30 protein-coding genes are annotated in these 25,224 nt (G+C 67.7%); 14 read left to right on the plus strand and 16 right to left on the minus strand.

The genetic code is table 11. The annotated features are described in order from the left end of the window. Positions 1-55: 55 nt before the first annotated feature. Positions 56-712: a DUF6474 family protein gene (locus QGN32_RS12600; RefSeq protein WP_326544737.1), complete on the minus strand. Its 657-nt coding sequence runs from the start codon at positions 710-712 to the stop codon at positions 56-58. Positions 713-933: 221 nt separating this feature from the next. Here QGN32_RS12600 and QGN32_RS12605 point away from each other — a divergent pair, with 221 nt between their 5' ends. After that, positions 934-1,425 (plus strand): ImmA/IrrE family metallo-endopeptidase, encoded by a 492-nt coding sequence (locus tag QGN32_RS12605; RefSeq protein WP_326544738.1) that lies wholly within the window; start codon positions 934-936, stop codon positions 1,423-1,425. Further along, positions 1,422-2,582, plus strand: a complete 1,161-nt coding sequence (locus QGN32_RS12610; RefSeq protein ID WP_326544739.1) for a hypothetical protein — start codon at positions 1,422-1,424, stop codon at positions 2,580-2,582. The genes QGN32_RS12605 and QGN32_RS12610 overlap by 4 nt, the downstream gene beginning before the upstream one ends. 51 nt (positions 2,583-2,633) lie before the next feature. On the opposite strand, the gene QGN32_RS12615 is transcribed toward QGN32_RS12610, so the two are convergent. From QGN32_RS12615 to QGN32_RS12630, 4 genes are all read right to left on the minus strand, one after another. Next, positions 2,634-3,032 carry a helix-turn-helix transcriptional regulator gene (locus tag QGN32_RS12615; protein WP_326544740.1) on the minus strand — a complete coding sequence of 133 codons (399 nt, stop codon included), beginning with the start codon at positions 3,030-3,032 and terminating at the stop codon, positions 2,634-2,636. Positions 3,033-3,337: 305 nt separating this feature from the next. Continuing rightward, positions 3,338-4,045, minus strand: coding sequence for a TMEM165/GDT1 family protein (locus QGN32_RS12620; protein ID WP_326544741.1), 708 nt, complete (start codon positions 4,043-4,045; stop codon positions 3,338-3,340). 263 nt (positions 4,046-4,308) lie between these two features. Then, a complete protein-coding gene (locus QGN32_RS12625) occupies positions 4,309-4,842 on the minus strand; it encodes a peptidase (RefSeq protein ID WP_326544742.1) in 534 nt (177 codons plus the stop codon). A 120-nt stretch (positions 4,843-4,962) separates the two neighbouring features. Continuing rightward, positions 4,963-5,241 (minus strand): S24/S26 family peptidase, encoded by a 279-nt coding sequence (locus QGN32_RS12630; RefSeq protein WP_326549046.1) that lies wholly within the window; start codon positions 5,239-5,241, stop codon positions 4,963-4,965. 83 nt (positions 5,242-5,324) lie between these two features. On the opposite strand from QGN32_RS12630, the gene sodN reads away from it, so the two are divergent. Then, positions 5,325-5,747, plus strand: coding sequence for a superoxide dismutase, Ni (gene sodN / locus QGN32_RS12635; RefSeq protein WP_326544743.1), 423 nt, complete (start codon positions 5,325-5,327; stop codon positions 5,745-5,747). Positions 5,748-5,820: 73 nt separating this feature from the next. On the opposite strand, the gene QGN32_RS12640 is transcribed toward sodN, so the two are convergent. Beyond that, complete coding sequence (locus QGN32_RS12640) at positions 5,821-5,979, minus strand: hypothetical protein (RefSeq protein ID WP_326544744.1); 159 nt, start codon at positions 5,977-5,979, stop codon at positions 5,821-5,823. Positions 5,980-6,361: 382 nt separating this feature from the next. Here QGN32_RS12640 and QGN32_RS12645 point away from each other — a divergent pair, with 382 nt between their 5' ends. From QGN32_RS12645 to QGN32_RS12655, 3 genes are read left to right on the plus strand one after another with little or no spacing between them, the layout of a single operon-like run. Next, positions 6,362-6,514 (plus strand): hypothetical protein, encoded by a 153-nt coding sequence (locus tag QGN32_RS12645; protein WP_326544745.1) that lies wholly within the window; start codon positions 6,362-6,364, stop codon positions 6,512-6,514. A 34-nt stretch (positions 6,515-6,548) separates the two neighbouring features. After that, entirely contained in the window at positions 6,549-7,568 is a 1,020-nt protein-coding gene (locus QGN32_RS12650) for a DUF4328 domain-containing protein (protein ID WP_326544746.1), read from the plus strand. A 5-nt stretch (positions 7,569-7,573) separates the two neighbouring features. Then, entirely contained in the window at positions 7,574-8,392 is an 819-nt protein-coding gene (locus tag QGN32_RS12655; protein ID WP_326544747.1) for a glycerophosphodiester phosphodiesterase, read from the plus strand. 45 nt (positions 8,393-8,437) lie between these two features. On the opposite strand, the gene QGN32_RS12660 is transcribed toward QGN32_RS12655, so the two are convergent. From QGN32_RS12660 to QGN32_RS12670, 3 genes are all read right to left on the minus strand, one after another. After that, positions 8,438-9,544 (minus strand): LCP family protein, encoded by a 1,107-nt coding sequence (locus tag QGN32_RS12660; RefSeq protein WP_442791838.1) that lies wholly within the window; start codon positions 9,542-9,544, stop codon positions 8,438-8,440. 151 nt (positions 9,545-9,695) lie between these two features. Beyond that, on the minus strand, positions 9,696-10,466 hold the full coding sequence (locus QGN32_RS12665) for a CPBP family intramembrane glutamic endopeptidase (RefSeq protein ID WP_326544748.1): 771 nt from the start codon (positions 10,464-10,466) through the stop codon (positions 9,696-9,698). A 19-nt stretch (positions 10,467-10,485) separates the two neighbouring features. Continuing rightward, positions 10,486-11,283 carry a DUF2470 domain-containing protein gene (locus tag QGN32_RS12670; RefSeq protein ID WP_326544749.1) on the minus strand — a complete coding sequence of 266 codons (798 nt, stop codon included), beginning with the start codon at positions 11,281-11,283 and terminating at the stop codon, positions 10,486-10,488. Positions 11,284-11,403: 120 nt separating this feature from the next. Here QGN32_RS12670 and pheA point away from each other — a divergent pair, with 120 nt between their 5' ends. Together pheA and QGN32_RS12680 are read left to right on the plus strand one after the other, a co-directional pair. Continuing rightward, on the plus strand, positions 11,404-12,330 hold the full coding sequence (gene pheA / locus QGN32_RS12675; RefSeq protein ID WP_326544750.1) for a prephenate dehydratase: 927 nt from the start codon (positions 11,404-11,406) through the stop codon (positions 12,328-12,330). Then, a complete protein-coding gene (locus tag QGN32_RS12680; protein WP_326544751.1) occupies positions 12,327-13,013 on the plus strand; it encodes a histidine phosphatase family protein in 687 nt (228 codons plus the stop codon). Before pheA ends, QGN32_RS12680 begins: the two co-directional genes overlap by 4 nt. On the opposite strand, the gene QGN32_RS12685 is transcribed toward QGN32_RS12680, so the two are convergent. The 3 genes from QGN32_RS12685 to QGN32_RS12695 form a co-directional block, all read right to left on the minus strand. Further along, on the minus strand, positions 12,993-13,184 hold the full coding sequence (locus QGN32_RS12685; RefSeq protein ID WP_326544752.1) for a hypothetical protein: 192 nt from the start codon (positions 13,182-13,184) through the stop codon (positions 12,993-12,995). The genes QGN32_RS12680 and QGN32_RS12685 overlap by 21 nt on opposite strands. Positions 13,185-13,257: 73 nt before the next feature. After that, positions 13,258-13,608, minus strand: coding sequence for a metallopeptidase family protein (locus tag QGN32_RS12690; RefSeq protein ID WP_326544753.1), 351 nt, complete (start codon positions 13,606-13,608; stop codon positions 13,258-13,260). A 4-nt stretch (positions 13,609-13,612) separates the two neighbouring features. Further along, positions 13,613-15,031, minus strand: a complete 1,419-nt coding sequence (locus QGN32_RS12695; protein WP_326544754.1) for a septum formation family protein — start codon at positions 15,029-15,031, stop codon at positions 13,613-13,615. 92 nt (positions 15,032-15,123) lie between these two features. Here QGN32_RS12695 and serS point away from each other — a divergent pair, with 92 nt between their 5' ends. The 3 genes from serS to QGN32_RS12710 all read left to right on the plus strand — a co-directional run bounded on the left by serS (position 15,124) and on the right by QGN32_RS12710 (position 18,185). Next, the gene (gene serS, locus QGN32_RS12700; RefSeq protein WP_326544755.1) at positions 15,124-16,383 is read left to right on the plus strand and encodes a serine--tRNA ligase; all 1,260 of its coding nucleotides are present in this window, start codon (positions 15,124-15,126) and stop codon (positions 16,381-16,383) included. 79 nt (positions 16,384-16,462) lie between these two features. Then, a complete protein-coding gene (locus tag QGN32_RS12705; RefSeq protein WP_326544756.1) occupies positions 16,463-17,611 on the plus strand; it encodes a zinc-dependent alcohol dehydrogenase in 1,149 nt (382 codons plus the stop codon). A gap of 10 nt (positions 17,612-17,621) precedes the next feature. Then, positions 17,622-18,185, plus strand: coding sequence for a hypothetical protein (locus tag QGN32_RS12710; RefSeq protein WP_326544757.1), 564 nt, complete (start codon positions 17,622-17,624; stop codon positions 18,183-18,185). Here QGN32_RS12710 and QGN32_RS12715 read toward each other — a convergent pair. Beyond that, positions 18,182-18,514, minus strand: coding sequence for a hypothetical protein (locus QGN32_RS12715; RefSeq protein ID WP_326544758.1), 333 nt, complete (start codon positions 18,512-18,514; stop codon positions 18,182-18,184). The genes QGN32_RS12710 and QGN32_RS12715 overlap by 4 nt on opposite strands. Next, complete coding sequence (locus QGN32_RS12720) at positions 18,511-20,061, minus strand: Rieske 2Fe-2S domain-containing protein (RefSeq protein WP_326544759.1); 1,551 nt, start codon at positions 20,059-20,061, stop codon at positions 18,511-18,513. Before QGN32_RS12720 ends, QGN32_RS12715 begins: the two co-directional genes overlap by 4 nt. Before the next feature lie 68 nt (positions 20,062-20,129). Here QGN32_RS12720 and QGN32_RS12725 point away from each other — a divergent pair, with 68 nt between their 5' ends. The 3 genes from QGN32_RS12725 to QGN32_RS12735 are packed head-to-tail and all read left to right on the plus strand — an operon-like array spanning position 20,130 to position 22,498. After that, on the plus strand, positions 20,130-20,906 hold the full coding sequence (locus QGN32_RS12725; protein ID WP_326544760.1) for a lysophospholipid acyltransferase family protein: 777 nt from the start codon (positions 20,130-20,132) through the stop codon (positions 20,904-20,906). Positions 20,907-20,912: 6 nt separating this feature from the next. After that, positions 20,913-21,686, plus strand: coding sequence for a lysophospholipid acyltransferase family protein (locus QGN32_RS12730; protein ID WP_326544761.1), 774 nt, complete (start codon positions 20,913-20,915; stop codon positions 21,684-21,686). Next, positions 21,683-22,498: an HAD family hydrolase gene (locus QGN32_RS12735; protein WP_326544762.1), complete on the plus strand. Its 816-nt coding sequence runs from the start codon at positions 21,683-21,685 to the stop codon at positions 22,496-22,498. The genes QGN32_RS12730 and QGN32_RS12735 overlap by 4 nt, the downstream gene beginning before the upstream one ends. Positions 22,499-22,504: 6 nt before the next feature. Here the strand turns inward: QGN32_RS12735 and QGN32_RS12740 are convergent, their stop codons facing one another. Further along, on the minus strand, positions 22,505-24,079 hold the full coding sequence (locus tag QGN32_RS12740; RefSeq protein ID WP_442791839.1) for an N-acetylmuramoyl-L-alanine amidase: 1,575 nt from the start codon (positions 24,077-24,079) through the stop codon (positions 22,505-22,507). Positions 24,080-24,272: 193 nt separating this feature from the next. Further along, a complete protein-coding gene (locus QGN32_RS12745; protein ID WP_326544764.1) occupies positions 24,273-25,190 on the minus strand; it encodes a hypothetical protein in 918 nt (305 codons plus the stop codon). Positions 25,191-25,224: the final 34 nt, after the last annotated feature.

Raw genomic sequence — 25,224 nt, forward strand, 5'->3', positions numbered from 1 at the left:
CGTGCACGGCACACCACGGAGGTTTGGCTGCGAAGTCGGACGGGGACATCGTCGCTCAGCTCACGCCGAGCCGAGCCATCAGGTCGGCGTCGATCCCCTCGAGTTGGCTTTCGATCGTGGCGTGCGCCGACCGGCGGCGCGGCGCCGGCATGTGCTCGGCCGCGGCAACCGCGGCCGACAGGTCACCGAGACGCTCGGTGATCGCCGCGACGAACTGCATGGTCTCGGCGTCCTTCGGCTTTTTCTCGGCGACGAGGCGCAACGACTGCTCGGCACCGGCTATGCGGGCCGACAACTGCGCGCCGTGACCGTTGAACTGGCCGACCTGGCTGAGCGGAACACCGAGACGGTCCGCCCGCCGCTGGTCGATGTAGCCGCGCGCGGTGATGGCACCCCGGTACGCGACCGGCACGACGATGGGGGCGAGCAGTCGCGTCACGGTCAGCACACGGCGAATCCGTGTCGGGGATAGCAACTTGCCTTCCCGGGCGGCCTTCAACTGCATCTCGGCGACTTTCAGTGCCGCCCTGTCACTGTCGCGCTGGGCCTTCAGCTGCGCCTTGAGCGCATTGGTCTCGGCGCGCGTTTCGGCCTTGATGCGTCGGGCCTCGTTCTTCGCGGCCAGCTTTGCCTCCAGTTTGGCCTTCGCCTTGATCGCGCGGGCCTCGGCCTTGCGGGTGGCGCGGGTTTTGCGTCGTTTGAACGGGCTCATCCCGGCTGCCTCCCGATGGTCTTCTCAGCTGCTCACGTCACTGCTGTGTGCGGGGTTGTCGGTGCAGCACAACCCTATCGTTCGGCGCGTTCGGCCCGCGGGCGGCTCGGCGGCAGCGCATAACAGCGCAGTGGGCAGCGGCTACGTCTTGGCTGCACCGCGCGTTACGGGCATGCTGGTACGGACCGCGACGTATGCGAAACTGGTCAAAAGGGGGACTCATGGCAGCTAACCGCCGCGTGACCCGCGCGGTCGGTGCCGTGCTCGAACTGGCACCGCGGCAGGGGGAAGTATCGCTGACCCGGCTGGTCCAGGCCGTCAGTGAAGACCGCAATCGACCCATCGAGCTGAAGATGGCGGATCTGCCGGCCGGTGTCTGTGGGCAGTGGCGCCAGTACTACGACCATGACGTCTTCCTGATCCAGAAGGGTCTACCCGCGTGGGATCGCACGCTGGCCCACGAACTCGGGCATCTGGTGCTTGGCCACGACGGCATCCCGGTCGCTCAGGCGGCCGAGGAGAGCACGGAACTCGCCAGCTCCGATCTCATCAGCTACATGCTCAACCAGCGGACCGGTTGCATGGGGCCTGCCGGTGAGGATGCTGAGCAGGAGGCCGAAGATTTCGCGGCCTTGCTGCTGTACCGGCTTGGCCGGCTGCCATCCGACCGCTCCTCGATCGTCCAGGTCCGGCTCGGAGAGGCGTTTGGTTGATCATTTGGGTGATCGCCGGTCTGCTCGGGCTGGCCACCGGCCTACGCATCGGCTGGGCCCTGGTCAACAAGCAGAGCTTGGTGAGCACCGCGATGATCCTGGCGCTGGCCAGCCTGGCGCTGGTCGCCGCCTTGAACTGGCAGCCGCTGACCCTGCTGGTCGACACGGTGTTGCGGTGGCCCAACATCTCCATCGGTCTGTCCCAGGTGGCGCTCGTCGGGTGTGCGGCCGGCAGTTGCGTGATGATCACGGCCGCGTCGTCGGTGCGCAGACCCGGGACGATCCGCAAGATCGCCATCGCGCAGTACGCCGTCGCGGCGGCGATCGCGGTGGTGAGCGTGGTGGCCTTCTTCGGCGTGGGCCGGCAACCCGAGATGTCCCCGCAGGAGTATCTGGGACACAACCTGAATAGCGGCGGTTACTCGCTGCCGTGGCTCCTGCCGCTGCTTTACGTGTTGCTGGCGTTGTCACTGGTGTCGTGGGCCGGTCTACGGTATTCGAACCGCAGCCGCCGCGGTCGCGCGTTGTTCGTGTTCACCATCGGCATCGTGCTGATCGTGGTGGCTTTCGCGTTCGCCTTCTTGCGCGCTGTCGGTAGGGGCGGTCCGGTGGGTGTGGGAGCCGCAGCGACGCTTCTGACCTGCGCGATGCTGGTCGTCGCTGCAGGGGCGCTGCTGCCCAGTGTCGAGGACTGGTTCGGCGCCAGGCGGGAACTCCGGGTCATCCAGCCGATCCTCACCGAGTTGGGTCGAAGGCACCCCGACATCGGGATCGGGGTGCGGCCTCGTGGACCGCTCGTGTTCCGGGTGGCCGAGCGGATGTCGTTGATCTCTGACGGGCTGTTTCTGGAGGCCACGGCCGCCGAATATAGGCGCAAGCTCCGCGTCGATTCGGCTGGCGCGGTATCCGGCGACGACCCCGATCTGGATGAGACCGAGCTCGAGTCACCGCCGGTGCCGCCGAAGGAACAGGCGCGCGCGATCGCCGAGTGGATCTATTCCGGACGTGAGGACGCCTCGGAATCGGAGCGGGTCAGCTTTCCCGGCCTCGGCTGGCTGCGGCAGCCCAGTGAGTACTCGGACCGCGAGTGGATTCTCGACATCGCCGAGCAATACCGCGCGCTGATCCGTAACGGTTCAGCGCGTCGAGCCGCGTAGCTGATCACACAGGCGTGCTTCGCCAGCTACGGCGGTGCCGACCGCGTCGGGCTAATCGTCGAGGTGCTCGCGGCGACGCAGCTCATCGACCTTCAGGACGATGTCCTGCTGCGCCTCCGGCGACAATCCGACGGTGCGTGCGGCAATACGTCGGACGCCCTCGTCACGCATGCCTGCCAGCCAGGTCAGCTCCTTGTCGAGCTTCTCGTAGTACGAGTCGTCCGTAAAGTACGCCGGCTTGATCCGGAAGAAGTTGGCAAGAGCGGCCATGGTGGCCGCAGAAGGGTTGGTGCGGTTGCCCGAGCGCAGCTGCGAGAGGTACGGCGCAGACATCGTGACGCCCTCGGCCTTGAGCGCTGCGATCACCTCCGCAGAGGTGTGGGGGCCGCGTCCCGGCGGGTAGACCGTGTCGAACAGCCGGTTCAGGCGAGCGGCGAACGTCGTGCTCATAGATTTGACCTCCACATGCTTTAGACGAGCGGTGTATATGCGGCGTATTTGCTGATCATGGTAGCGAGTGTCGTGGCCTCAACCAAGTGCAAACGGTGGAAAAGTTGATCCACCGCTTCGACGGCCACCGCCTCCAGCGGCGCCGGCGACGGACTCGGCGGGTGCCCGCACCTCCACTTCAAGGTGCGGCGAAGCAAACAATAGCGGCTCCGTCGAGCAATTTTATGGAAGCGTCAAAAATCGTTTCTCTGGAAAGCTCGCCGAACGTCGCCCGCAACGCCGACTTCGGGTATGGGAGCACAAATCTATGTTTGCCAGTATCGGACGCCCTGACGACACATGGGTTTCCCGATCCTGCGACGCGTGCCCACGGTCCCGTTGCGGATCAGCCAGGCCGTCGCCGCCAAGACGGCGACCGAAGCGGTGACCGCCACGGCCACCCAGCGAAGCCCGAGCGCGCTGTCCAACAGCAGCCACAGCCCGAAGAGCAGGAACAGCACACTGGCCAGGCCGTGCAGGAAGCGTTCGGGCAGTCGTTTGTGCATCAGCCTGCCGACCGCGATGGCGGCACCGTCGGCCAGCACCATGCCGGCGGTCGCGCCGATCCAGACGCCGGCCCAGTTGCGGTCGCTGGCCAGGGCGACGGTCGCGAGCATCGTCTTGTCGCCGAGTTCGGCGAGCACAAACGACGAGACGATCGCGGGGACGACGAAGCGCGGTTCGGCGATCCGCACCTCTGCACCGTCGTCGCCCCGTTCGCGCCACGTCCACACCGCGAACAGCAGGAACGCGACGGCCGCGACGAAGGCGATCGGACGCTCGGGCATCGTCAACCCGAGGAAGTGTCCGATCGTCACCGACAGGCCGTGCACCAGCATTGCGGCGATGCCGACCCCGGACAGCACCACCCACCATCGGTGACGCAGCGAGTAGGTAACGGTGATCAGCTGCGACTTGTCGCCGAGTTCGGCGACAAAGACCACGGCGAGACTGACCAGGATGGCGGTGAGCATTCGGACGACCCTTTCGACGCGTCGCCGACGGGATCGATCTCACGCCCACCGGCTTCGGTCGAAGGTCTCGCCCACCACGCCTCTCACGAGGTGCGGTTCGCCGGCCGGGCTTGCGCCAGTATGTCGACACGACGATTGGGGGCTACTCCCCTTCGCTTACCCCACCGACCATAGCCACGGACATGCGCTCACGCCAGCGCTCCCCGATTTTCGGCTGCCCGAATCCGCCGTTCAGGGGCCCAAATCAAATGGTTCGAAAACCCTTATGCCGCAAGAAGCATCGCGAGGATCGCGGTGTCCGGGTGGCTGATCGGGTCGACACCGACCCTGCTCACCATCGATGTCACCGTCCCGTCAGCTTCGGCTTCCACCCACGCGGCACGATGCTCGAGGCCAAGATGGGGAAGGCCGGGCAGTAGGACGCAACCGGATGCGGCACCCGTGCACTCCGGCAGTGACGGCGTGGTCTCCGAGGGCGGATGCAGCATCAGCAGGGCCGGCGGCTGGTGCTCGGCGAAATATCCTGGCGGCACCGCTGATTCGCCGACAACGGTGCCTTCGGCGACGACCAGGCCGACGGTGTTGGGTTCGGGCTCGTCGGGCAACTCTTCACGGGCGCCGAATATCGTTGTCGTCGAGAGCAATCCAGGAAGCGATGCGACCCGGACGGCGACCATCAGCAACTGCGCCCACTCCTTGGTCGAATCCGGCCAGCGGCCCGAAATCACGAAACCCTTGAGTGAACCGCGCGAATGAAACGGGGCGATCTCGATCGCCCGGCCGGACTCTCTCTCCATATCGCCTCCGCGCCATCGGTGTTCGGACGCCGGTCAGGAGCCGGCGATGTCCGACACCCCAGTGGGTCGGTTCGCTCAGAATGCGGTAGAACTCTGCTGGCACGCAAGTGGACACGACTGCTAACCGCGGCTTTTCGCTCGCGAGGTCCACACCACGCGATACGACCCGGCCGCCGAAATCCAGCCGAAGTCGTGCGAGTCGGCAGCGCCGGTGGCCCTCGGATTGTCCGAGCGGGCTTCGAAGATGACGTCGCGTCCCGCGCCGTAGACGTCGCCGACCCGCTTGACGAGCCACCGTGTCGAACGCCGCGGATCCTGGAAGACCCGTAGCTGGCCGCGCCGAATGCGTCCGCCCCGCAGGGCCAATAGCCCATCGCCAGGACAGACCGTGGGACGCATCGAGTCGTCGATCACCCGGAACAGTCGCAACCGGCGTCGCGGTGTCTGGTTGCGGGCCACCCGCAAAGGGTAAGTTAAGACACATGCTGCATCGACTGTTCACCAACGCGACCCCCGCCCATGCCCATTGTGATCTCTACTGCGGCGTCTATGACCCCGCGCAGGCCAAGATCGAAGCGCTCTCCTGTTTGAAGACGATCCAGAAGTATCACGACTCCGACGACGAGCATTTCCGCACGCGCTGCATCATCATCAAGGAGCGTCAGGCCGAGGAGGTGAAGCATCACCTGATGGTGCTGTGGGCCGACTTCTTCGCCAAGGATCACTTCGAGCAGTTCCCCAACCTGCATCAGCTGTTCTGGGACGGTGTGCACGGCGCCGGTGAGGTCAAGAAGTCACTCGACGCCGCCGTCGCCGAGAAACTGCTCAAGACCATCGACGAGATCGCCGACATCTTCTGGCAGACCGACAAGGGCAAGCAGATGGGTGTCTACCCGCCCGCCTGAGAGCCCGTACGCCAAAGAGCCGCCGAGTCATCGACCGGCGGCTCCTTTTTTGCCGCGAGAGCGGGCGGCGCTGTCAGAACAGGACGATCACGGCCAGCACGGCCAGCAGCACCAGCGCGATCGCACCGGCCCGCAGAAACGCCATCAACTGGGTGCGGGTATAGGGCGCATTCGCCGACGCCTGCCACTCCGTGGGCGGCATCGCCGAACCCGAACCCATCGAAGACGTCATAAACCCCTCCTGACCTGCACGTTTGGCGTCCCCCCGCGGTGAGATCTGTCACAACATCGAACTGTGACGCCGATCATAACCTCTGTTGTCCTAGGGAAGAAATCCCGGCGCCCCGGATGGTCGGGGAAGCCGTCGCGACGGGCGCGCGGGGCCCGGTCGCGGTTAGTACTGCTAGGAATTTCGCTCACCGGCGAGCGGGGCTGTGGATGGGCACGCCCGATTCCTAGGGGCTTATCCACAGCAATCTTCAGGAGATATCCAGATTCAGCGGATCATGCCGGGTTTCCCGAGGTTGGTCGCCTGTGGATGGACCTGTGGAATCTGTGGATAGGTCGGAATTGCTGGCGGCACGAACCGGCCTGCGGCATGTCAGCATTGGCGCGTGCACGACGCAGCGTTCGCGCAGGCCCGGGACGATCTGCTCGACGTGTTCGCGCGAACTGGAGCTGGTCCGCCCGTGATCACCGAGGACGGTGGCGCGGATCTGGTCCTACCGGGCGTCGCTACGCTGGTCGAGTGGCCGGCTCCCTGGTGAAAAGCGAAATGGACCTGCCCGCGCGAGGAGCGAAATGATTCAGGTGTGTGCCCAGTGCGGAACGCGGTGGAATGTGCGCGACCGCCGCCGGAGCTGGTGTCCACGCTGCAACGGCACCTTGATGGCGCCGTCGGCGCCGGACGGCGCGAACACCCAGTGGAGCGCGCGCCCGAGCGCCCCCATGAGGTCCGCGACGCCGCTGCCCCCCGGCTATCGCTGGATTGCGGTGCGCCCTGGCGCTCCGCCCATGCCGCGGCGCCCGCGACGCGTGCTCGGTCCGACGCCTCGTTACGCGGCAATCCCGCGGTGGGGCCTGATGGACCAGGTCGCCGCGGCCGACCAGCAGCAGGAGGCACCGCGACGAGGACCGTCGGCCGCCATGGTCCATGGCACCCTGCTGCTGGCGATGTCGGTGTTGGGCGCCGCGGCGCTGATCCATCTGGTCCGCTACGTGCTGCTGATCATCAACCGCTCGGTGTTGCTGAACCCGTGGATAGCCGCTGGAGCAACATGGTTCGGCGTCGCGCTCAGCGTAGTCGCCGCGGTCATGGTGGTGGCCAGCCTGGTCGTGCTGGCCAACTGGCTGATCGCTCGGCGGGCCGCCGCGTACTCCTATCGTGGCACGACCGACCCCCGGCCCGGCTGGCTCCTGCAGGTCGGTTGTCTGCTTCCCTTCGTCAACCTGTTCTGGGCGCCGGTGTTCGTCCTGGAGTTGGCGACGGTCGAGGAGCGGCTCAGTTGGCTGCGTCGTCCGATCGTGGTCTGGTGGCTTGTGTGGGTGGCCAGCTACGCGGTGTCGATCTGGTCGATCGCGACGAGCTTCACCCGAGATGCCCAGGGCATCGCCGACAACACGATGACCACGACGGTCGCCTATCTGCTGGCGCTCGCGTCCCTGCTGCTCGCCACGAAGGTCGTCCTCGGCTTCGAGCGGCACCCGGTCGAGCGGCCGAGCAAGCGCTGGGTGATCGTCCCGGATTACCAGCCGACGGCCGACAACCGACCGGAATCCGGCGTTTCGGTTGAGTCTCATGGCCAGAACCCGGCAGCATAGGCCGTATGACTGGCGATGCCGAAGCCGGCCATCCGTTCGTGGTGGCGCACCGCGGCGCGTCGGCTCACCGTCCAGAGCACACGCTCGGGGCGTACGAGTTGGCGCTGCAGGAGGGTGCCGACGCTGTCGAATGTGACGTGCGGCTGACCCGCGACGGCCATCTGGTGTGTGTGCACGACCGCAAGGTCGACCGCACGTCGAACGGAACGGGACTCGTCAGTGAGATGACGCTTGCGCAACTCCGCGAGCTGGACTACGGCGCGTGGCACCCGAGCCGGAACGACGCTGCCAGACAAGGCGATACGGGCCTGCTGACCCTCGATGACCTGATCACGCTCGTGCTGGACTGGAATCGTCCGGTCAAACTGTTCATCGAGACCAAGCACCCAGTCCGGTTCGGTGCGCTGGTGGAGAGCAAGGTGCTGGCCGTGCTGCACCGGTTCGGGATCGCCGCACCCGCATCGGCGGACCTGTCGCGCGCGGTGGTGATGTCGTTCTCGGCGGCCGCAGTGTGGCGAGTCCGGCGTGCGGCCCCGATGTTGCCGACGGTGCTGCTCGGCGAGACGTCGCGGTACCTGGGCGGCAGCGCGGCCACGACCGTCGGGGCCACCGCGGTCGGGCCGTCGATCGCGACGCTGCGCGAACATCCCGAGTTGGTGGACCGCGCGGCCGCTCAAGGCCGCGCGATGTACTGCTGGACCGTCGATCACTTCGAGGACGTGCAGTACTGCCGCGATCTCGGTGTGGCGTGGGTCGGGACCAACCACCCAGGCCGCACCAAGGACTGGCTGCAGAACGGGTTGGCCGGCGCCGGGCGCGACTAGTTCGCGAAGTGCCGAACGAGTTGTGCGCCGGGTCGACGCCGTTGCTCACGGCTGGGCGTCGAGAACCTCCTGAGGGACCGGCGCGTCGGTGCGCAGCGCCTCGAACATCTGGCTCGCGAGGGCCTCGTCCCACACCACGACGGCGCCGGAGCCACCGCTGGTGAACTCGCCGATGGGCACGGTGGCGGTGAGGACATCACCGTGCATGGCCCAGGCCAGCCGGGCGAGGTCCCAGACATGATCACCGTCGTCGACGGCCACGGTACGGGCGGCGGCACGCGCCATGGGATACCAGCGCAGCGGGTTGGCCAGCACCGCGGGGCTGGTGGCGCGATGCAGCAGCGCGGACATGAACTCCTGTTGGTGGTGCATGCGGTCCAGGTCGGCGCGCGGGGTGGCCCTGGTGCGGACGAACCCCAGCGCGCTGCGACCGTCGAGTTTCTGGCAGCCGGCGGGCAGGTCGATTCCGGCCAGCGGGTCGCTGATCGGCTCCGCGGGACACATCGTGACTCCACCGACGGCATCGACCATGGTCGCGAACCCGCCGAACCCGATCTCGGCGTAGTGGTCTATCCGGAGCCCCGTGGCCTGCTCGACCGTCTGGGCGAGCAGCGGGGCGCCGCCCATCGAGAACGCCGCGTTGATCTTGTCGCTGCCGTACCCGGGGATCGACACGTAGGAGTCGCGAGGAATCGAGATCATCGTGGTCCGCGCGCTCGAGCCGATGCCCGGGATGTGCAACAGCAAGATCGTGTCGGTGCGGCCGTCGCCGAGGTCTCCCCCGGTGGCCAACTGCGCCTGTTGTTCTGGCGTCAGGCTCTGCCGACTGTCCGACCCGACGAGCAGCCAGGTGGTACCCGCACCGGCCGCGGGACGGTCCGGGTAGTCGGGCAGCGCGGGGATGCGCTGTAGCGACGAGTCCAGCCAGAGGCCACCGGCCACCGCGGCCACGACCGCGACCAACAGCACGGCTAGCAGCAGCCGCCCCCAATATCGTTTGCGGCGCGGGGGTTTCGGCTTCGGCGGGCCAGGGGGCCGGGCGCCCTGTGGGGGCGGCGGTGGCGGCGGCCGCCTGCGTGGTGGTGGCATCCGTGGTGGTGGCATCCGCGGTGGCGGCATCCGTGGTGGGGGCGGCGGTTGCGGGGGCGGCATGCGCGGCGGAGGCGCCGCGGGCGGCCGGTAGTCGGCATCGCGACGGATGACCTGCGACGGCTCCCGGCGCGCCCTCGGCGGAGGCTCGAAACCGCGGGGCGGCTGCCGGTTGTCGGTCACCTAAAGAAATCTACGTCGCGCAGCGGCGTGTTCACCGCAACCAGCCCAGGTGACCTGCGGCCAGGGCATAGCCGACGAACGCCACGGCGTCGATCAACGCATGTGCGATGATCAGCGGCCACAGCCGACCGGTGCGCAGGTAGACGTAGCCGAACACCAGTCCCATCGCCAGGTTTCCCAACCCCGCCCCGAAGCCCTGATACAGGTGGTAGAGACCGCGGAGCGCACTCGAGGCCACGACCGCGGTCACCGGGCTCACCCGCAGTTGTCGCAGCCGGGTGACCAAGTACCCGATGACGATCATCTCCTCGGCCCAGCCGTTCGCGAGCGCCGTCAGCAACAGGACCGGTATCCGCCACCAGGTGTCGTAGAGCTCGGCGGGCTCGACGTCGGCGTTCATCCCGAGGATGCGGGCGATCTGATACAGGGCCAGCCCGGGCAGGCCGATGAGCGCGGCCAGGCCGACCCCGCCGAGCAGGTCGGGCCGCCACCGCGGTCGGCCCAGGCCGATTGACTTGGGTGCGATTCCGCTGCGCCACAACAGGTATGCGGCGAGCGCGCCCCACGCCGACAGTTGAAAGACCCAGACGAGATTGAGCCCGAGATCGATGAGATCGAACGGTGAGCGGCGCGGATTGAGCGCCACGACCTGACCGGAGAGACCGAGCAACACGGCCTCGATCAGGTTCAGCAGCGCGCTGTAAGCGGAGAGGCCGAACGTCACCGCCAGCATGACGGTGATCTCGATACGCAAGGTCCGGCGTCGTCGGGGGTCGGTCAGCTCGTCGGGGACGCCGGTCACCGGAGCTACGGTAGCGACGTCACAGCTTTCGTGCGCGCAGCCCGTTCAGGAACGGGCAACCCATCAACACCCGGATCGCCTGGCTGAGCCCGGTGACGTCGTCGACCGGCTTGTAGAACGGTAGCCGCACGTCGTGATCGCCTTCGTCTGTCTCCACCCGGAGCTGCACGCCGTATCGGTCCAACCCCAAGGGCCGAACACGGCCGTGCCGCAACGACATCGGCAGCCGACTGGCCAGCCGCTCGACGACCTCGCGGTGCGCCGACTCCATGTGCTGCAGCCAACACGACTCCATCGCGCAGAACGGATCCGGCCGTGCGCCGAGCAGCGTGCTCACCCCGACGGCTTCGGCGCCGGTGGAATCCGCCACGACCACCGAGTCGATCTCCAGGCGCAGGAGCGTGTGGCCGCGGTCGCCGTCGGACGACGCGGAATTCACTTGCAGCAGGGCCGGGTTGGGGTCCTCTGAAGCGATCAGGTCGAGCAGCGCCGGCACCTCGCCTGCGGCTACGCCGTGCAGGCGCCCCCGGATCCACACGAGCGATCGCACCGGTTCACGCAGCGGGAGCGGGGCGTAGTCGGTCATCTCCAGCACCGCCTGCACGCCGCCGGTCCCGGAGCTGACGGCCTTGGCCGCCGCGGCGCTGTCGAGTGGGACGGTGATCGCGAACGAACCGTCGCCAAGCAAATGGTGCACGGGAGCCTCGGTGGGCTGCCCGTTCTCACAGCCCTCCACCGCGAGCATCGCGCCGCCCGCCTTGGCGCATGCGCTGCGGATCCGCTCGGCCGTCGTCGGTGCCGTGATCGTCGTCGCCATTCCGCCTCCCATAAAATAAGGTGAGCCTAACTTAACTGGACGCTAGGGAATCCCGCAAGGCTTTCGTGCAGCGGAACGGCATTACCGCGGGCGGCCCGACAGTCCCGATACTGTTGGACCGTGCCACGCATCGCGTATCTCGGACCTCAGGGAACCTTCACCGAGGCGGCGCTGCTCAAGATGTCCGACGGCGGAATGCTGCCCCACGGGGTGGGGGCGGACGAGGTGATCCCAGTCCCCGCCGAGAGCACCACCGGCGCGTTGGCCGCGGTTCGCGGCGGCGACGCCGACTACGCCTGCGTGCCGATCGAGAACTCGATCGAAGGGTCGGTGCTGCCGACCCTGGACGGCCTGGCCACCGGCACGCCACTGCAGATTTTCGCCGAGCTCACGCTCGACGTGTCGTTCACGATCGCGGTGCGTGGCGGTACCCATGCCGGCGACGTGGCGACGGTCGCGGCGTTTCCCGTGGCGGCCGCCCAGGTGCGGAACTGGCTGGCCGAGCACCTGCCGTCGGCGCGAACAGTGCCCGCCAACTCCAACGCAGCGGCCGCGGGCGACGTCGCCGAGGGCCGCGCCGACGCTGGGGTGAGCACCGCCCTGGCCACGAAGCGTTACGGGCTCACGGCGCTGGCGTCCGACATCGTCGACGAACCCAATGCGCGCACCAGGTTCGTGTTGGCCGGACCGCCCGCTCCGCCGCCGGGCCGTACCGGCGCCGACCGGACCTCGGTGGTGTTGCGACTGGACAACGTACCCGGCGCGCTGGTGGCGGCGCTGACGGAGCTCGCGGTCCGTGACATCGACTTGACCCGGATCGAATCACGGCCCACCCGAACGGGATTGGGCACCTACATCTTCTTTCTGGACTGGGTCGGCCACATCGACGACGATGCGGTCGCCGAGGCGCTCAAGGCGCTGCACCGTCGTTGTTCGGAAGTGCGATTCCTCGGGTCCTGGCCGACCGGAGCGGCCGTCGGAGCGACGCCTCCCGAACTCGACGAAGCCTCCCGCTGGTTGGCGCGGCTCAGGGAAGGTAAGCCGTGAGCGGACGGCTGGTGCTGGTGCGCCACGGACAGTCACTGGCCAACGTCCATCGTCGCCTCGACACCCGGCCCCCCGGCGCGGAGTTGACCGATCTCGGCCGCAACCAGGCGCGCTCCTTTGCCAGCCGCCTGGCGGCGCCGCCCGCGATTCTGGCGCATTCGGTGGCGCACCGGGCACGCCAGACCGCCGAAGAGATCGCGGGTGCCATGCGGTTAGCAGCCCTGGAAGTCGGCGGCATCCACGAGGTCCAGGTGGGCGAGTTGGAGAACCGCAGCGACGACGAAGCGATCGCCACGTTCGAGACCGTCTACCAGCAGTGGCATGAGGGCAACCTCGACGCACCGATGCCCGATGGGGAGACCGGTAGCGAGGTGCTGGACCGGTATGTGCCGGCCATCACCCAGTTGCGGATGCGGCACCTCGACGACGACGCCTGGCACGGCGACATCGTGGTGGTCAGCCACGGCGCGGCGATCCGGCTGGTGTCGTCGGTATTGGCCGGCGTCGAGAGCAGCTTCGCGCTCGACCATCACCTCAGCAACACCGAGGCCGTCGTGCTGGCGCCGATCACCGACGGTAGGTGGAGCTGCGTGCAGTGGGGCTCGATGACACCGCCGTTCTACCCCGAGCCCGACGTCAACCCGGTCGAGGACGCCTTGCGGTCAGCCGACCCGATGGGCTGACAGCGAGACGGCGCACGTGCAGCCGATCGCCTCGCAGTCGACCACGAACGTGTGCACGACTTCCGGGCTCGTGCAGTCGGGCTCCGTGCACTCCGGCCGGTACATCGCGTGGTGGACGACGGTGCCATGGCAGTGCTCGAGGCCCGCCACACAGTTTCGGCACTCCGTCATGACCCTTTGATAGCACCCGTGGCGGACAACGCGTGGTTGCCGCGCGGTGCGTCATTCGCTGTTGCCGAATCCGCTATGCCCAGCCGAGTTCGTGCAGGCGCTCGTCGTCGATGCCGAAATGGTGGGCGATCTCGTGGATCACGGTGATCGCCACCTCGTCGACGAGCTCTTGCTCGCTGTCGCAGGCCTCCAGCAGTGACCCGCGGTAGATCGTGATCGTGTCCGGCAGCGAGCCCGCGTACCACGAATCGCGTTCGGTCAGGGCGACACCCTGGTACAGGCCGAGCAGGCCGGGCTCCTCGTCGTTGCGGTCCTCGACCAGCACGGCGACGTTATCCAGCGCGTCGGCGAGCTTCGGCGGTATCAGGTCGAGCGCCTCGGAGACCAGCTCGTCGAACCGTTGCGGGCTGATCCGCACGGCCACGGGGCTACGGTCCCGGCGGCGCCGGAGCCGGAGCCGGCGGGGGCGGCGCAAACGCGGGTGCCGGGGGAGGCGGCGCGGGCGCGGGTGGTGGTGGGAGCAGCGGTGCACCCGGCGGCGGTGGCGGCGGCGCGCCCGGCGGTGGCGGCGGGGCGTTGAGGAACGTGTTGCCAGGAGCGGGCTCGGGGCCGGCCGGCGCCTCCGTCTCGTTGGCATTCGGGGACTGCGCCGGCCCGTGCGATGACGACTGTTGGCCGCTGTCACTGGAGCTGCTGCTGTTGGAGGTCTGTCCGCTGCTGGTCTGCGACGAGCCGCTGCTCGAGTCGTCGTCGGTGATCGGGATCGGCGGGAAGTTCAACCGCTCTTCGGGAATGTCCGGCGGCGGCACCGGCGGCTGACCGTTGATCAGCAGCGGGCCCTTGGCGCTGTTGAGCAGCGTCGACCAACCGCCGTTGCCGAGGGTCGCGCCGATGCTGCACGACACCTGACGGCTGCCGGCCGACCAGCTCGGCAGCGAAACGGTGCTGTAGATCAGCGTCAGCGTGGTGCTGCGCAGCTCGATCGGCGCCAGGTAGGCGTCCGTCATCCGGGTGCAGGCGTCCTTGATGAAACTGTCCTGCTCGGGCTCCGGCGGCAGCGCCCCGGGGAACCTCTCGCCGACGTTCACCGCGCCGGTGACCTCCATCGCGTGCGGCGCTGCACAGTCGACCGGGATATCGGTGGGCTGGTTGGTGGTGGGGTTGATCCCCAAGCAGGTGCCTGCGGGCCACACCTTGGACTGGTCGATCTCGGCTACCCTGCCGGCGAACGGCATCTGCTGGTTGTTGGGCCCGGGTAACTGCAGGCCGCACAGCATGCGGCGCTCACCGGACTGGCGCCACGCCTTGTCGCCCGACCACAACATGCTCACGGTGAAGCGGCTGTTCGGGTCGAAGTGCGGACCCAGGTAATGCGCCACGGCCGTCGAGCACTGCTCCTGGCTGATCTGCTGGATGCGGGCGCTCGACGGCGGCGCCGCCTCCGGCGCGTACTCGCTGCCGGGGAAGGTGCGCATGTCCACCGACTCGGCGATCTCGAACCGATGCTCCTCTTTGCAGTCGACGATCTCGGCGGCGTCGGGGGTACGGTCCGGCCAATTGAGGCAGTCGCCCGCCTTGGCGTGCTCGAACGTCGCATTTCCGCGGGGGCCGAGAGAGATCGTGCTGGCGGTCAGCCCGCTGGCACCCTCGGTCTGCGGAAGTGCGGTGATCAGGCCGGCGATCAGCAGCCCGCCCAGAGCCGTCAGCACAAGCGCGCGGCGCGTCGACGTGGCATGCAGAGTTGTCCACCACGCCGAACGCTCCGGTGCCTGTGTGTCGCCTTGCTGCAGATCGTCGCGTTCTTCCGCGCCGATTGGCCGACCGGGTGCGTCCAACATCTGCTCCATTGTGACAGGCGTGTCAGGTGCTGTGACAAGTGATGCAGTTGTAAAGTTATGCGGTTGTGCTGGCCTGGCGCATCGACCAGTAGGGTTGCGGCGTGATCGACCTCAAGTTGCTGCGCGAAAACCCGGATGTGGTCCGTGCCTCGCAACGCGCTCGCGGCGAAGACCCGCGACTCGTCGACGCGCTACTCGAATCCGACGCCGCCCGCAGGGCCGCAGTGTCGACGGCCGACAATCTGCGTGCCGAACAGAAGATCGCGAGCAAGAAGGTGGGCAAGGCCGAGCCCGAACAGCGGTCGGCACTGCTCGAGCAGGCCCGGCTACTCGCCGAAAAGGTCAAGGCCGCCGAGGCCGAGCAGGCCGAAGCCGTCCGCGCGTTCACCGAGGCCCACCTGGCCCTCTCCAACGTCATCATCGACGGCGTACCCGCCGGCGGCGAGGACGACTTCGTGGTGCTCGACACCGTCGGCGAACCGCCGCACCTCGAGAACCCCAAGGATCACGTCGAACTCGGTGAGTCACTGGGGCTGATCGACCTCGAACGCGGCGCCAAGGTGGCCGGGGCGCGGTTCTACTTCCTCACCGGGGCGGGCGCCCTGCTGCAACTCGGGCTGCTCCAGTTGGCGGTCAGGCTGGCCACCGAGAACGGCTTCCGGCTGATGATCCCGCCGGTGCTGGTGCGCCCGGAGATCATGGCCGGCACCGGTTTCCTCGGCGCGCACAGCGAGGAGGTCTACCGCATCGAGGCCGACGACCTGTACCTCGTCGGCACCTCCGAGGTGCCGCTGGCCGGATACCACGCCGACGAGATCGTCGACCTGTCCGGCGGACCGTTGCGCTACGCGGGCTGGTCGTCGTGCTTTCGCCGCGAAGCGGGCAGCCACGGTAAGGACACCCGCGGCATCATCCGCGTGCACCAGTTCGACAAGGTCGAGGGCTTCGTCTACTGCAAGCCCGAGGACGCCGAGGCCGAGCACGACCGGCTGCTGGGCTGGCAGCGCCAGATGTTGGCCGAGATCGAGGTGCCGTACCGCATCATCGACATCGCAGCGGGTGACCTCGGGTCGTCGGCCGCACGCAAGTTCGATTGTGAGGCTTGGGTTCCCACCCAGCAGACCTACCGCGAGCTGACCTCGACGTCGAACTGCACGACCTTTCAGGCGCGCCGGTTGGCGGTGCGGTACCGCGACGAGAACGGACGCCCGCAGACCGCGGCCACGCTCAACGGCACGTTCGCGACGACGCGCTGGCTGGTGGCGATCCTGGAGAACCATCAGCAGCCCGACGGTAGCGTCCGGGTCCCGGAAGCATTGACGCCCTTCGTCGGTACGGATGTGCTGACGCCGACGCGGTAGCGCCCTTCGTCGAGCCGAGGTGGTTTCGCACGCCCGCCCCTGGGTAAAGCGAACCCATCCCGACTCTAGGAGGCGCGCCGTGAAGGCGATGGTTTACCGCGGCCCGTACAAGGTGCGTGTGGAGGAAAAAGACGTTCCGCCGATCGAGCATCCGAACGACGCGATCGTAAGGGTGACGCTCGCGGCGATCTGCGGTTCGGACCTGCACCTGTACCACGGCATGATGCCCGACACCCGGGTCGGAATGACCTTCGGCCACGAGTTCATCGGTGTCGTCGATCAGGTCGGCCCCTCGGTGCAGAACCTCAAGCCGGGCGACCGGGTCATGATGCCGTTCAACATCTTCTGCGGCTCCTGCTACTTCTGCGCCCGTGGGCTGTACTCCAACTGCCACAACGTCAATCCGAACGCGACCGCCGTCGGCGGAATCTACGGTTACTCGCACACCTGCGGCGGATATGACGGCGGTCAGGCGGAGTTCGTCCGAGTACCGTTCGCTGACGTCGGGCCGGCGCTCATCCCGGACTGGATGTCCGACGAGGACGCGCTGATGTGCACCGACGCGTTGGCCACCGGCTACTTCGGCGCGCAACTCGGCGACATCGTCGAGGGCGACGTCGTGGTGGTGTTCGGTGCCGGACCGGTCGGGCTGTACGCCGCGAAATCCGCCTGGTTGATGGGCGCCGGCAGGGTGATCGTGATCGACCACCTCGAGTACCGGCTGCGAAAGGCCCGCGCGTTCGCGCATGCCGAGACCCGCAACTTCGCCGAGTACGACGACATCGTCGTGGAGATGAAGAAGACCACCGGCTATCTCGGGGCCGACGTCGCGATCGACGCGGTGGGCGCCGAGGCCGACGGGAATCTGCTGCAACATGTGACCGCTGCCAAGCTGAAGATGCAGGGCGGCTCACCGGTAGCGCTGAACTGGGCGATCGATTCCGTGCGTAAGGGCGGGACGATCTCGGTGGTGGGTGCCTACGGGCCGATGTTCTCCGCGGTCAAGTTCGGCGACGCCTTGAACAAGGGCCTGACCATGCGCATGAACCAGTGCCCGGTGAAACGGCAGTGGCCCCGACTGTTCTCGCACGTTCAGAACGGTTACCTCAAGCCCAATGACATTGTCACCCATCGTATTCCGCTGGAAAACATTGCCGAGGGCTATCACATCTTCTCTGCCAAGCTCGACGACTGCATCAAGCCGGTCATCGTGCCCGACGCCGCCTGACAGGATCATCATGACCTACACCGCCGACCATCCACCCGTCCCCACCTCCGACGATCTGCGGGCCCGCATCCCGGGCTGGGGTGTAGACCTCGACCCGGCCGACCGCCCCTCGGTACCCAAGCTGAAGGCGGTCGAGACCGGGGCCCGCTGGGACTTCCCCGAGCGGCAACCCGAAAAGTGGCCCCGGGAGCGGTCGATCGAGCATCAGTTCCTCACGCCGGTGTTCGGCACGTCGACGCCGCCGCGGGGGCTCTCCGGTGCGATCCGGCGCTACTCGTACCGCAAGTACAGCGAAGGCCGCGCCGCTCACTGGCTGCTGCTGATCCTCGCCGACCGTGTCGACGCCGTCGAACACCATTTGCAGTCGCTGGTCAGCCTTCACCCGGACAACCCGATCACCGAAACCGGATTCATGACAGAACTCAAGTACAACGGCCTGGCGGCGCGCGCGAACAGCAAGCGGGCGGACGTCAACCACATGTGGCTCGATCCGCTCATCGTGGCGGGCCCGTGGGTGGCAGCGGCCGGCGCGGGGGTCCTTGCGGTGCGGCGCCTGCGCCGCGGTCGGCGCTAGCCCTGCAGCAGGTCGTCGAGTACCTCGATGAACTGGTCGGGGTGCGCGGGCGTGCACGCGGGTCGCCACCGGTTGCCGTCGACGTCGAGCGTGACCAGGGTGCTCTTGCGCGGTCGGCCCACGTCCAGCGGCAGCCAGCGACACAGGTCCGAGCTGCCCCACAGCCGGTAGCGGTGCAGCCAGTCCAGCGGGGTCGCGGTGTACCCGCGGATCGACCGCACCGGCAGGATCTTCGACGTGCCCGACGGGAAGTGGTACCGGCGTAGGGTGACCGCCTCACGGTCGACCTGGATCATCCCGTCGTCGTAAAGCTGTTGCGGCGCGGTCACTTGCGCGTGCTTCGCAGCTCGTGCCCCTTGCTGGTCAGGCAGCGGCCGGTCTCCAGATTCCACTGCCAGCCGTGCAGGTTGCAGGTCAGCGTCGAGCCTTCGACGACGCCGAATTTCGACAGGTCGGCCTTGAGGTGCGGACACCGCCGCTGGATCTCCCAGCCATCGAGCGTGATCGACGAGGAGTCGTCGTGCGCCTCGGCGAACCAGCCGTCGGCGTACGCGATCCGCTCGTCGGTCAGGCACTTGAAGAACGTGTAGAGGTACTCGTTGTATCCGCCGACCCGCCAGGCCCGGAACCGCGTGGACAGGAATATGGTGTTGACCCAGTCCGGTTCGTCGTCGCGCAGCACGGTGCGCACCAACTCCGGTGCGATCGCGAACCCGTACCGGAACTTTTCGTCGGGAATAGGTTCGCGCACAACCCGTTTCGGGAAGTCAAGGACTATCGTCTCGGGGCCCAGCCGCAGCTCGACCGGGTAGCCGATACCGTCGCAGATCTGGTCGCTCTGGATCATGATGGGCTCGAACGCGGTGCGCAGGGGTTCCAGCAGCGACTCGCCGGCGGCGTCGGCCCAACTCGCCTTCTCGGCGGCGATTATCGGCGCCATCCGTTCGGCGTAGTCGGCGATATAGGCCGCCTTGCCGCTGGTGAAAATCGACGCCAGCTGATCGTCGGGCAGTAGGTGAGTCAACGAATCCAGTTGCGAGCCGGTGAAAGCCGCCGCCGATCCGGGAATCATCAGCAGGCCGCCGTCGTGGCCGTGCTTGCGCAGTTGGTCCAAGAACACCGTCTGGTCGGGGAAGATGTTGGCAGGGTCGCCGTGGTCGTCGTTGAGGTCGCGCAACTCCGGATCGAGGAAGCATGGCGGCCCCGCGGACGGGATGACCCAGGTGGCACCCACTTGTGCGATGTACTGGCGGCAGCGGTCCATCTGGCGCTGCCGCTTCTGGATGCCGAAGGCCTCCTTGGCGCGGGCGGGCATGTCGTAGACCATCGGGTACCAGATGGCGCCCGAATACTGGAGCATGTGCACGTCGACGTGGTCGAAGTCGGCGTGCACCACGTCCAGATCCACCGGACGCGCGTCGTTCATGTTGAACACGACCGTCTCGCCGTCGTCGATCACGATTCCGGAGTCGCCGATCGGACCGTCGGCCGGGGCACGCAGCGCGATGATCATCACGCGCAGATCGCCCTTGGGGCCGCGCACGGTGTGCGTGACCGAATCCGCCGTCTCGAAAAACCGGTGGAATCCCAGCTTCTCGAGTTCCCGGCGCAAATCCGGCACGGGATAGTCCGGCAGCAGCACGACCGCGTCCTTGTTGACGTGCCGGCGCAGCAGCTTCGGGTCGAAGTGGTCGCGGTGCAGATGCGAGACATAGAGGTAGTCGCAGTCGCCGAGCGCGTCCCAGTCCAGCGTGCTGTTGTCGGGGAAGGGGAACCAGGAGGCGAAGTAGGCCGGGTTGACCCAGGGGTCGCACAAGATGCTTCCAGCCCGGGTGTCGACCCGGAACCCGGCGTGTCCGATGCTCGTGACCTGCACTGATACCCTTTCGGGACGGATTCGTACTGCTATGAGCTTAACGGCAGGCAGCGACTACGCTTGCCATCGTGGAACCGGTATACGGCACCGTCATCCAATTGGCGCGGCTGGTGTGGCGCGTGCAGGGGTTGAAGTTCACGGTCACCGGCGTGGAGAACCTGCCGGCCACCGGCGGCGCGGTGGTCGCGATCAACCACACCAGCTACTTCGACTTCACGTTCGCGGGCCTGCCCGCCTACCGGCAGGGCCTCGGCCGCAAGGTCCGCTTCATGGCGAAGAGAGAGGTCTTCGAGCACAAGGTCACCGGCCCGGTCATGCGCAGCCTGCGTCACATCGAGGTGGACCGTGACAGCGGCGCGGGATCGTTCGACGAGGCCTGCCAAAAACTCAAGGAAGGTGAGCTGGTCGGCGTCTATCCGGAGGCCACGATCAGCCGCAGCTTCGAGATCAAGGGGTTCAAGTCCGGGGCCGCGCGGATGGCGATCGCCGCAGACGTGCCGATCGTTCCGCACATCGTGTGGGGCGCACAGCGAATCTGGACCAAAGGTCATCCGAAGAAGATGTGGCGCCCCAAGGTGCCGATCTCCGTCGCGGTCGGCGAGCCGATCGAGCCGACCCTGCCCGCCGCTGACCTGACCGCGCTGCTGCATTCGCGGATGCAGCACCTGTTGGAGCGGGTTCAGGACGATTACGGGCCGTATCCCAGCGGCGAGTTCTGGGTGCCGCACCGGCTGGGCGGTGGAGCGCCGACGCTCGCCGAGGCCAATCGGATGGACGCCGAGGAGGCAGCCGAGAAGGCCGCGAGGCGCAGGCAACGACTCGACCCCGATGGAGCAGACGGTTAGTTCGCCATGGAGCCCGTTTTCTACACACTCGAGGTACTTGTCAAGGCGGCGGTCAGGGTCAACGGAATCCAGATCACCTATCGGGGGCTGGCGAACCTTCCCGCCGGCGGCGGCGCGGTGATCGCCATCAACCACACCAGCTACGTCGACTGGATGCCCGCCGCGCTGGCGGTGCACCACCGCAAGCGGCGCCTACGTTTCATGATCAAAAAAGAGATGCAGGAAGTGAAGGTGATCAACTTCCTCATCAGCCACACGGGCACGATTCCGGTGGATCGGCGCTCCGGGGCCGGCGCCTACGAGGTCGCGGTGGAACGACTGCGCGCAGGCGAGCTCGTCGGCGTCTATCCGGAGGCCACGATCAGCCGCAGTTTCGAGCTCAAGGAGTTCAAGACGGGCGCGGCCCGCATGGCCCGTGACGCCGAGGTGCCGATCGTTCCGCTGGTCGTGTGGGGCGCGCAACGGCTCTGGACGAAAGATCATCCACGGCACCTTTGGGGTCGGCGAGGCGGCGCCAAGATTCCGATCACCGTCGAAATGGGTAAACCCTTGCAGGCCGGCGAGACGATGGAGCAGACGTTGCAGTACTTGCGTTCGGCGATGACCGAATTGCTGCACGAGGCGCAGCGCGACTATTCGTGCCCGCAGGGCGCGTACTGGGTGCCGCGCCGGCTCGGCGGCAGCGCGCCGACACCCGAGGAAGCGAAGGCGCTCGACGAGGCGGAGTGGACCGAGCGTGCCCGTAGACGTGCCATGCGGGAAGGCGGATCTCGGCGATGACATTGCCGCTCTTGATCGCCTCCGACGTCGACGGCACGCTCCTCGACAGCGACGAAAAGGTTTCGCCGCGCACCAGGGCCGCGGTCACCGCTGCGGTGGAGGCGGGGACGAAGTTCGTGCTCGCCACCGGGCGGCCCCCGCGGTGGGTGCAACCGGTCGTCGACGAGCTGGGCTTTGCCCCGATGGCCGTCTGCGCCAACGGTGCGGTGCTCTACGACCCGGCGATCGACCGCATCGTGTCCGCCCGCACGCTGACCACCGACGTGCTCGGCGAGCTTGCCGAGATCGCGACACGCGTGATTCCCCGGGCGGGCCTGGCCGTCGAGCGGGTGGGGGACAGCGCCCATGACGCCGCGACCCCGCAGTTCGTCAGCTCGCCCGGCTACGAACACGCCTGGCTCAACCCGGACAACACCGAGGTGTCGTTCGAGGACCTGCTCAGCGCCCCGGCGATCAAGCTGCTCGTCCGCAAGGGGGGTGCGCGCAGCGCCGACATGGCGGCCGCGCTCGCCGAACACATCAAGGACTACGGCGATATCACTTATTCCACCGACAACGGTCTGGTCGAGATCATGCCGGTGGGGATCAGTAAGGCCACCGGGGTGGCCGAGGTTGCCCGTCCGCTCGGCATCTCAGCGGGAGAGATCGTCACATTCGGCGACATGCCCAACGACGTGCCGATGCTCGAGTGGGCGGGGCTGGGGGTGGCGATGGGACATGCTCATCCCGCCGCGCTGGCCGCGGCCGACGAGGTCACGTCGGACAACAACGACGACGGAGTCGCGCGGGTGCTCGAGCGGTGGTGGATGTAGCGGCACTCAGGTGCTGATCGGCGGGGTGAACCGCTCGAGTTGCACGGGCGCGGTGTCGCCCGCCGGCTTCGGTAGTTCGACCGGGATGCCGTCGAACACCCGGGTCACCGTGCCCTTCTCGCGGTCGAAGTTCAGCGTGCCGTGCTGAAAGTTCTGCACGATCCACAGCGGGGTGTGGATCTCGGCGCTGGTCGGTAGCCCGAGCGCACCGCGCTCGAAACCCAGCGCGCCCCATGCCTTGTAGATCTCGCCGGTGATCGGTTCGGCGCCGGTCGGCGGCGACCAGTAGATCGCCCCGCGTTCGAAGGTGACGTAGCGGGCGCCGCCCTCACCAGAGGCCTCCGGCGACGTCGGCCTGCCCAGCGGGCTGTTCATTCCGCCCCTCGCCTCCCACTGCGCGAAGATGGCGCCACCGCGCAGCGATTCGGCCAGGTCGGCGGGCCCTGGCGGGTGGTTGAACCGCGCGGCGATGTCGCGGATGTGGTCCATCAGCGCGTACGCCGCGTTACCTGGGCACTCCGTGGCGCCGACGTCGCGGTGGGTGAAGATCGCAGGCAGCTTCGGGGTCGAGCCGGTCGGGAACTTCGAGAACGAACCGCCCGAGGAGGCCAGCACGACGGTGCCGCGGGGATCGACGTGGTCCAGCCCGAGCCGCCATCCCAGCAACCGGGCTGTGGTGCGCAACTGGATCGGTGTCGGCGGCACCGATTCGAAGTTGCCCATCATCGCCACACCCCAGGTGTCGTGGTTGAAGCCGCCGGTGTGCGCGCCCTCGACCGGCCTGGTCATGCCGCCCGCGCGGCCTTCGAAGACCTGTCCGTACTTGTCGACCAGCGCGTTGTAGGCGATGTCGCACCAGCCCAACGTGCGCGTGTGGTATTCGTACACCGACCGGACGATCCCCGCCGAGTCCTCGGGGGCGTATTCGTTGCTGCCGGCGGTGTGGTGCACCACTCCCGCTCGAATTCCCATGTCGTAGCGGGGGTTTCCACAGCGCATCGATTCGTCGGCGCCCCACTGGGACCGGTTAATGATGTTCGGCGGCATGCCCGGCGCGTTCACCGCCGACGGCGGCGGCAACGTGTCGACCGGTGGCGCCTGCGGCGGGCTGATCAGCACCGCGTTGAGGTTCTGTCCGAACGGGTGCTCGGTGTTTGCCGGAATGTATCCCAGTTCGGGCCCCTGTTCGGGCCCCTGTTCGGGTGAAGCCTCCGGCGTCTTGGCCGCGTCGGCGGGGCGGGTCACCGCAATCTGCACGGTGGTGGTGCGCCCGACGAACACCGGCTCGGTGCCGAGCGGTCCGGCGGCGGGCGTGTCCGGACCGACGCCCTCGAGGGGTTCGGCCTCATACCAAGGCCCCCAGGTGCCGTCGGCCTTCTTGGCCCGCACCCTGGCAGTCGTGCCGGTGAAATCCTGTGCGGTCAGCGCCACCAGCGAGAACGGCGTGTCTTGGTGGATCTCGCGGATCGTCTCACCGCCCGCAAGGCCGGTCAGCGGGCGCTGCGCAAGTTGGGGTGTCCCGGCGATCGTCGCCTCGTCGTCACCGCCTGCCGGCAGGCCGTAGATCGCCATCGGCAGCATCGCGACCGTCGCCGCAAGCGCGGTGAAAAGCAGCGTTGGCGTCGGACGGTGGGACGGCACGCACCGATGTTACGTATGTGCCAGGTGTTACTTGTGGTGCGACACGGCCCGGAGCAGCACTAATCGACGACGACCTGCACCGGCACCGCAGAGCCTGAAGCGCGGCGTCTGCGGTGCCGTCTGGTGACAGGCCTCAGGCGCCGGGTGCGGGCGCCGGTACGGGCACGGGGACCGGGGCGGCGGCAGGAGCGCCCGGAGGCTTGACCGCCGACATGATCGCGGGCATCACCATGCCCTTGAGCAGGTCGATCGCCTGTCCTGCGCCCAGTTGATCGGCCATGCTCGACAGCTCGCCGATGATGCCGCCGCTGCCGGTGCTGGGAGCGGCGGCGGGCATCGTCGCCAGCGACGGATCGCCGAGGATCGGATACGTACCGGCCGCCGGGTCCAACCCGATCGGCGCCGCGATCGGCACCTCGCTGGGGGCGGGCAGCCCCGAGGTCGCCGAGATCGGGGTGGCGCCCAGACCCGTATCCGTCAGCGCCGGCGGCGTCGACAGGCCCGGGGTCGTCAATGCGCTCGTGTCGCCGGTCGGGCTGGTCAGCGCCGGGTTGCTCAGCGCCGGGCTGGACAGCGCGGGGTTGGTCAGCGCCGGGTCGGTGAGCGAGGGCGCCGCCCCGGTGACCGACGGAACCGTGGCGCTCGGCGCGGTCAGGCCGGGCGTGGTCAGTTCGGGCGTGCTGAGCCCGGGCGTCGACAGGCTCGGCGACGTCAGCTCCGGCGTGGTCAGGCCCGGCGTGGTCAGGCCCGGCGCGGTCAGCCCGGGAGACGTGAGCGTCGTCGGCGTGCTCGAGCCCGTGCCCGTCAGGATCCCGGTCGGCATCGGCGGCAGGTTGATACCGAACTGCGAGAGGCCTTGGGACAGAGCGGATATCAGCTCGTTCGGCAGATCCGTGATCATCGCTGCCTGGACGAATTCGCGGTGCTGGGCCGCCGGCTCGGTGCTCTCCGACAACTCGGTTACGGCGACTACTGCGGCGGGACTCGCGACTGCCAGGGCCAGGACTGCGCTCGTGGCTGTCGACAGCCTGCGTCGACGTCGGTTCGGCACGGAAGTCTCCTCAATACATGGGCTACGACTAGGT

Origin of the sequence: Mycolicibacterium sp. ND9-15, assembly GCF_035918395.1 — a bacterium.
GTDB lineage: Bacteria > Actinomycetota > Actinomycetes > Mycobacteriales > Mycobacteriaceae > Mycobacterium.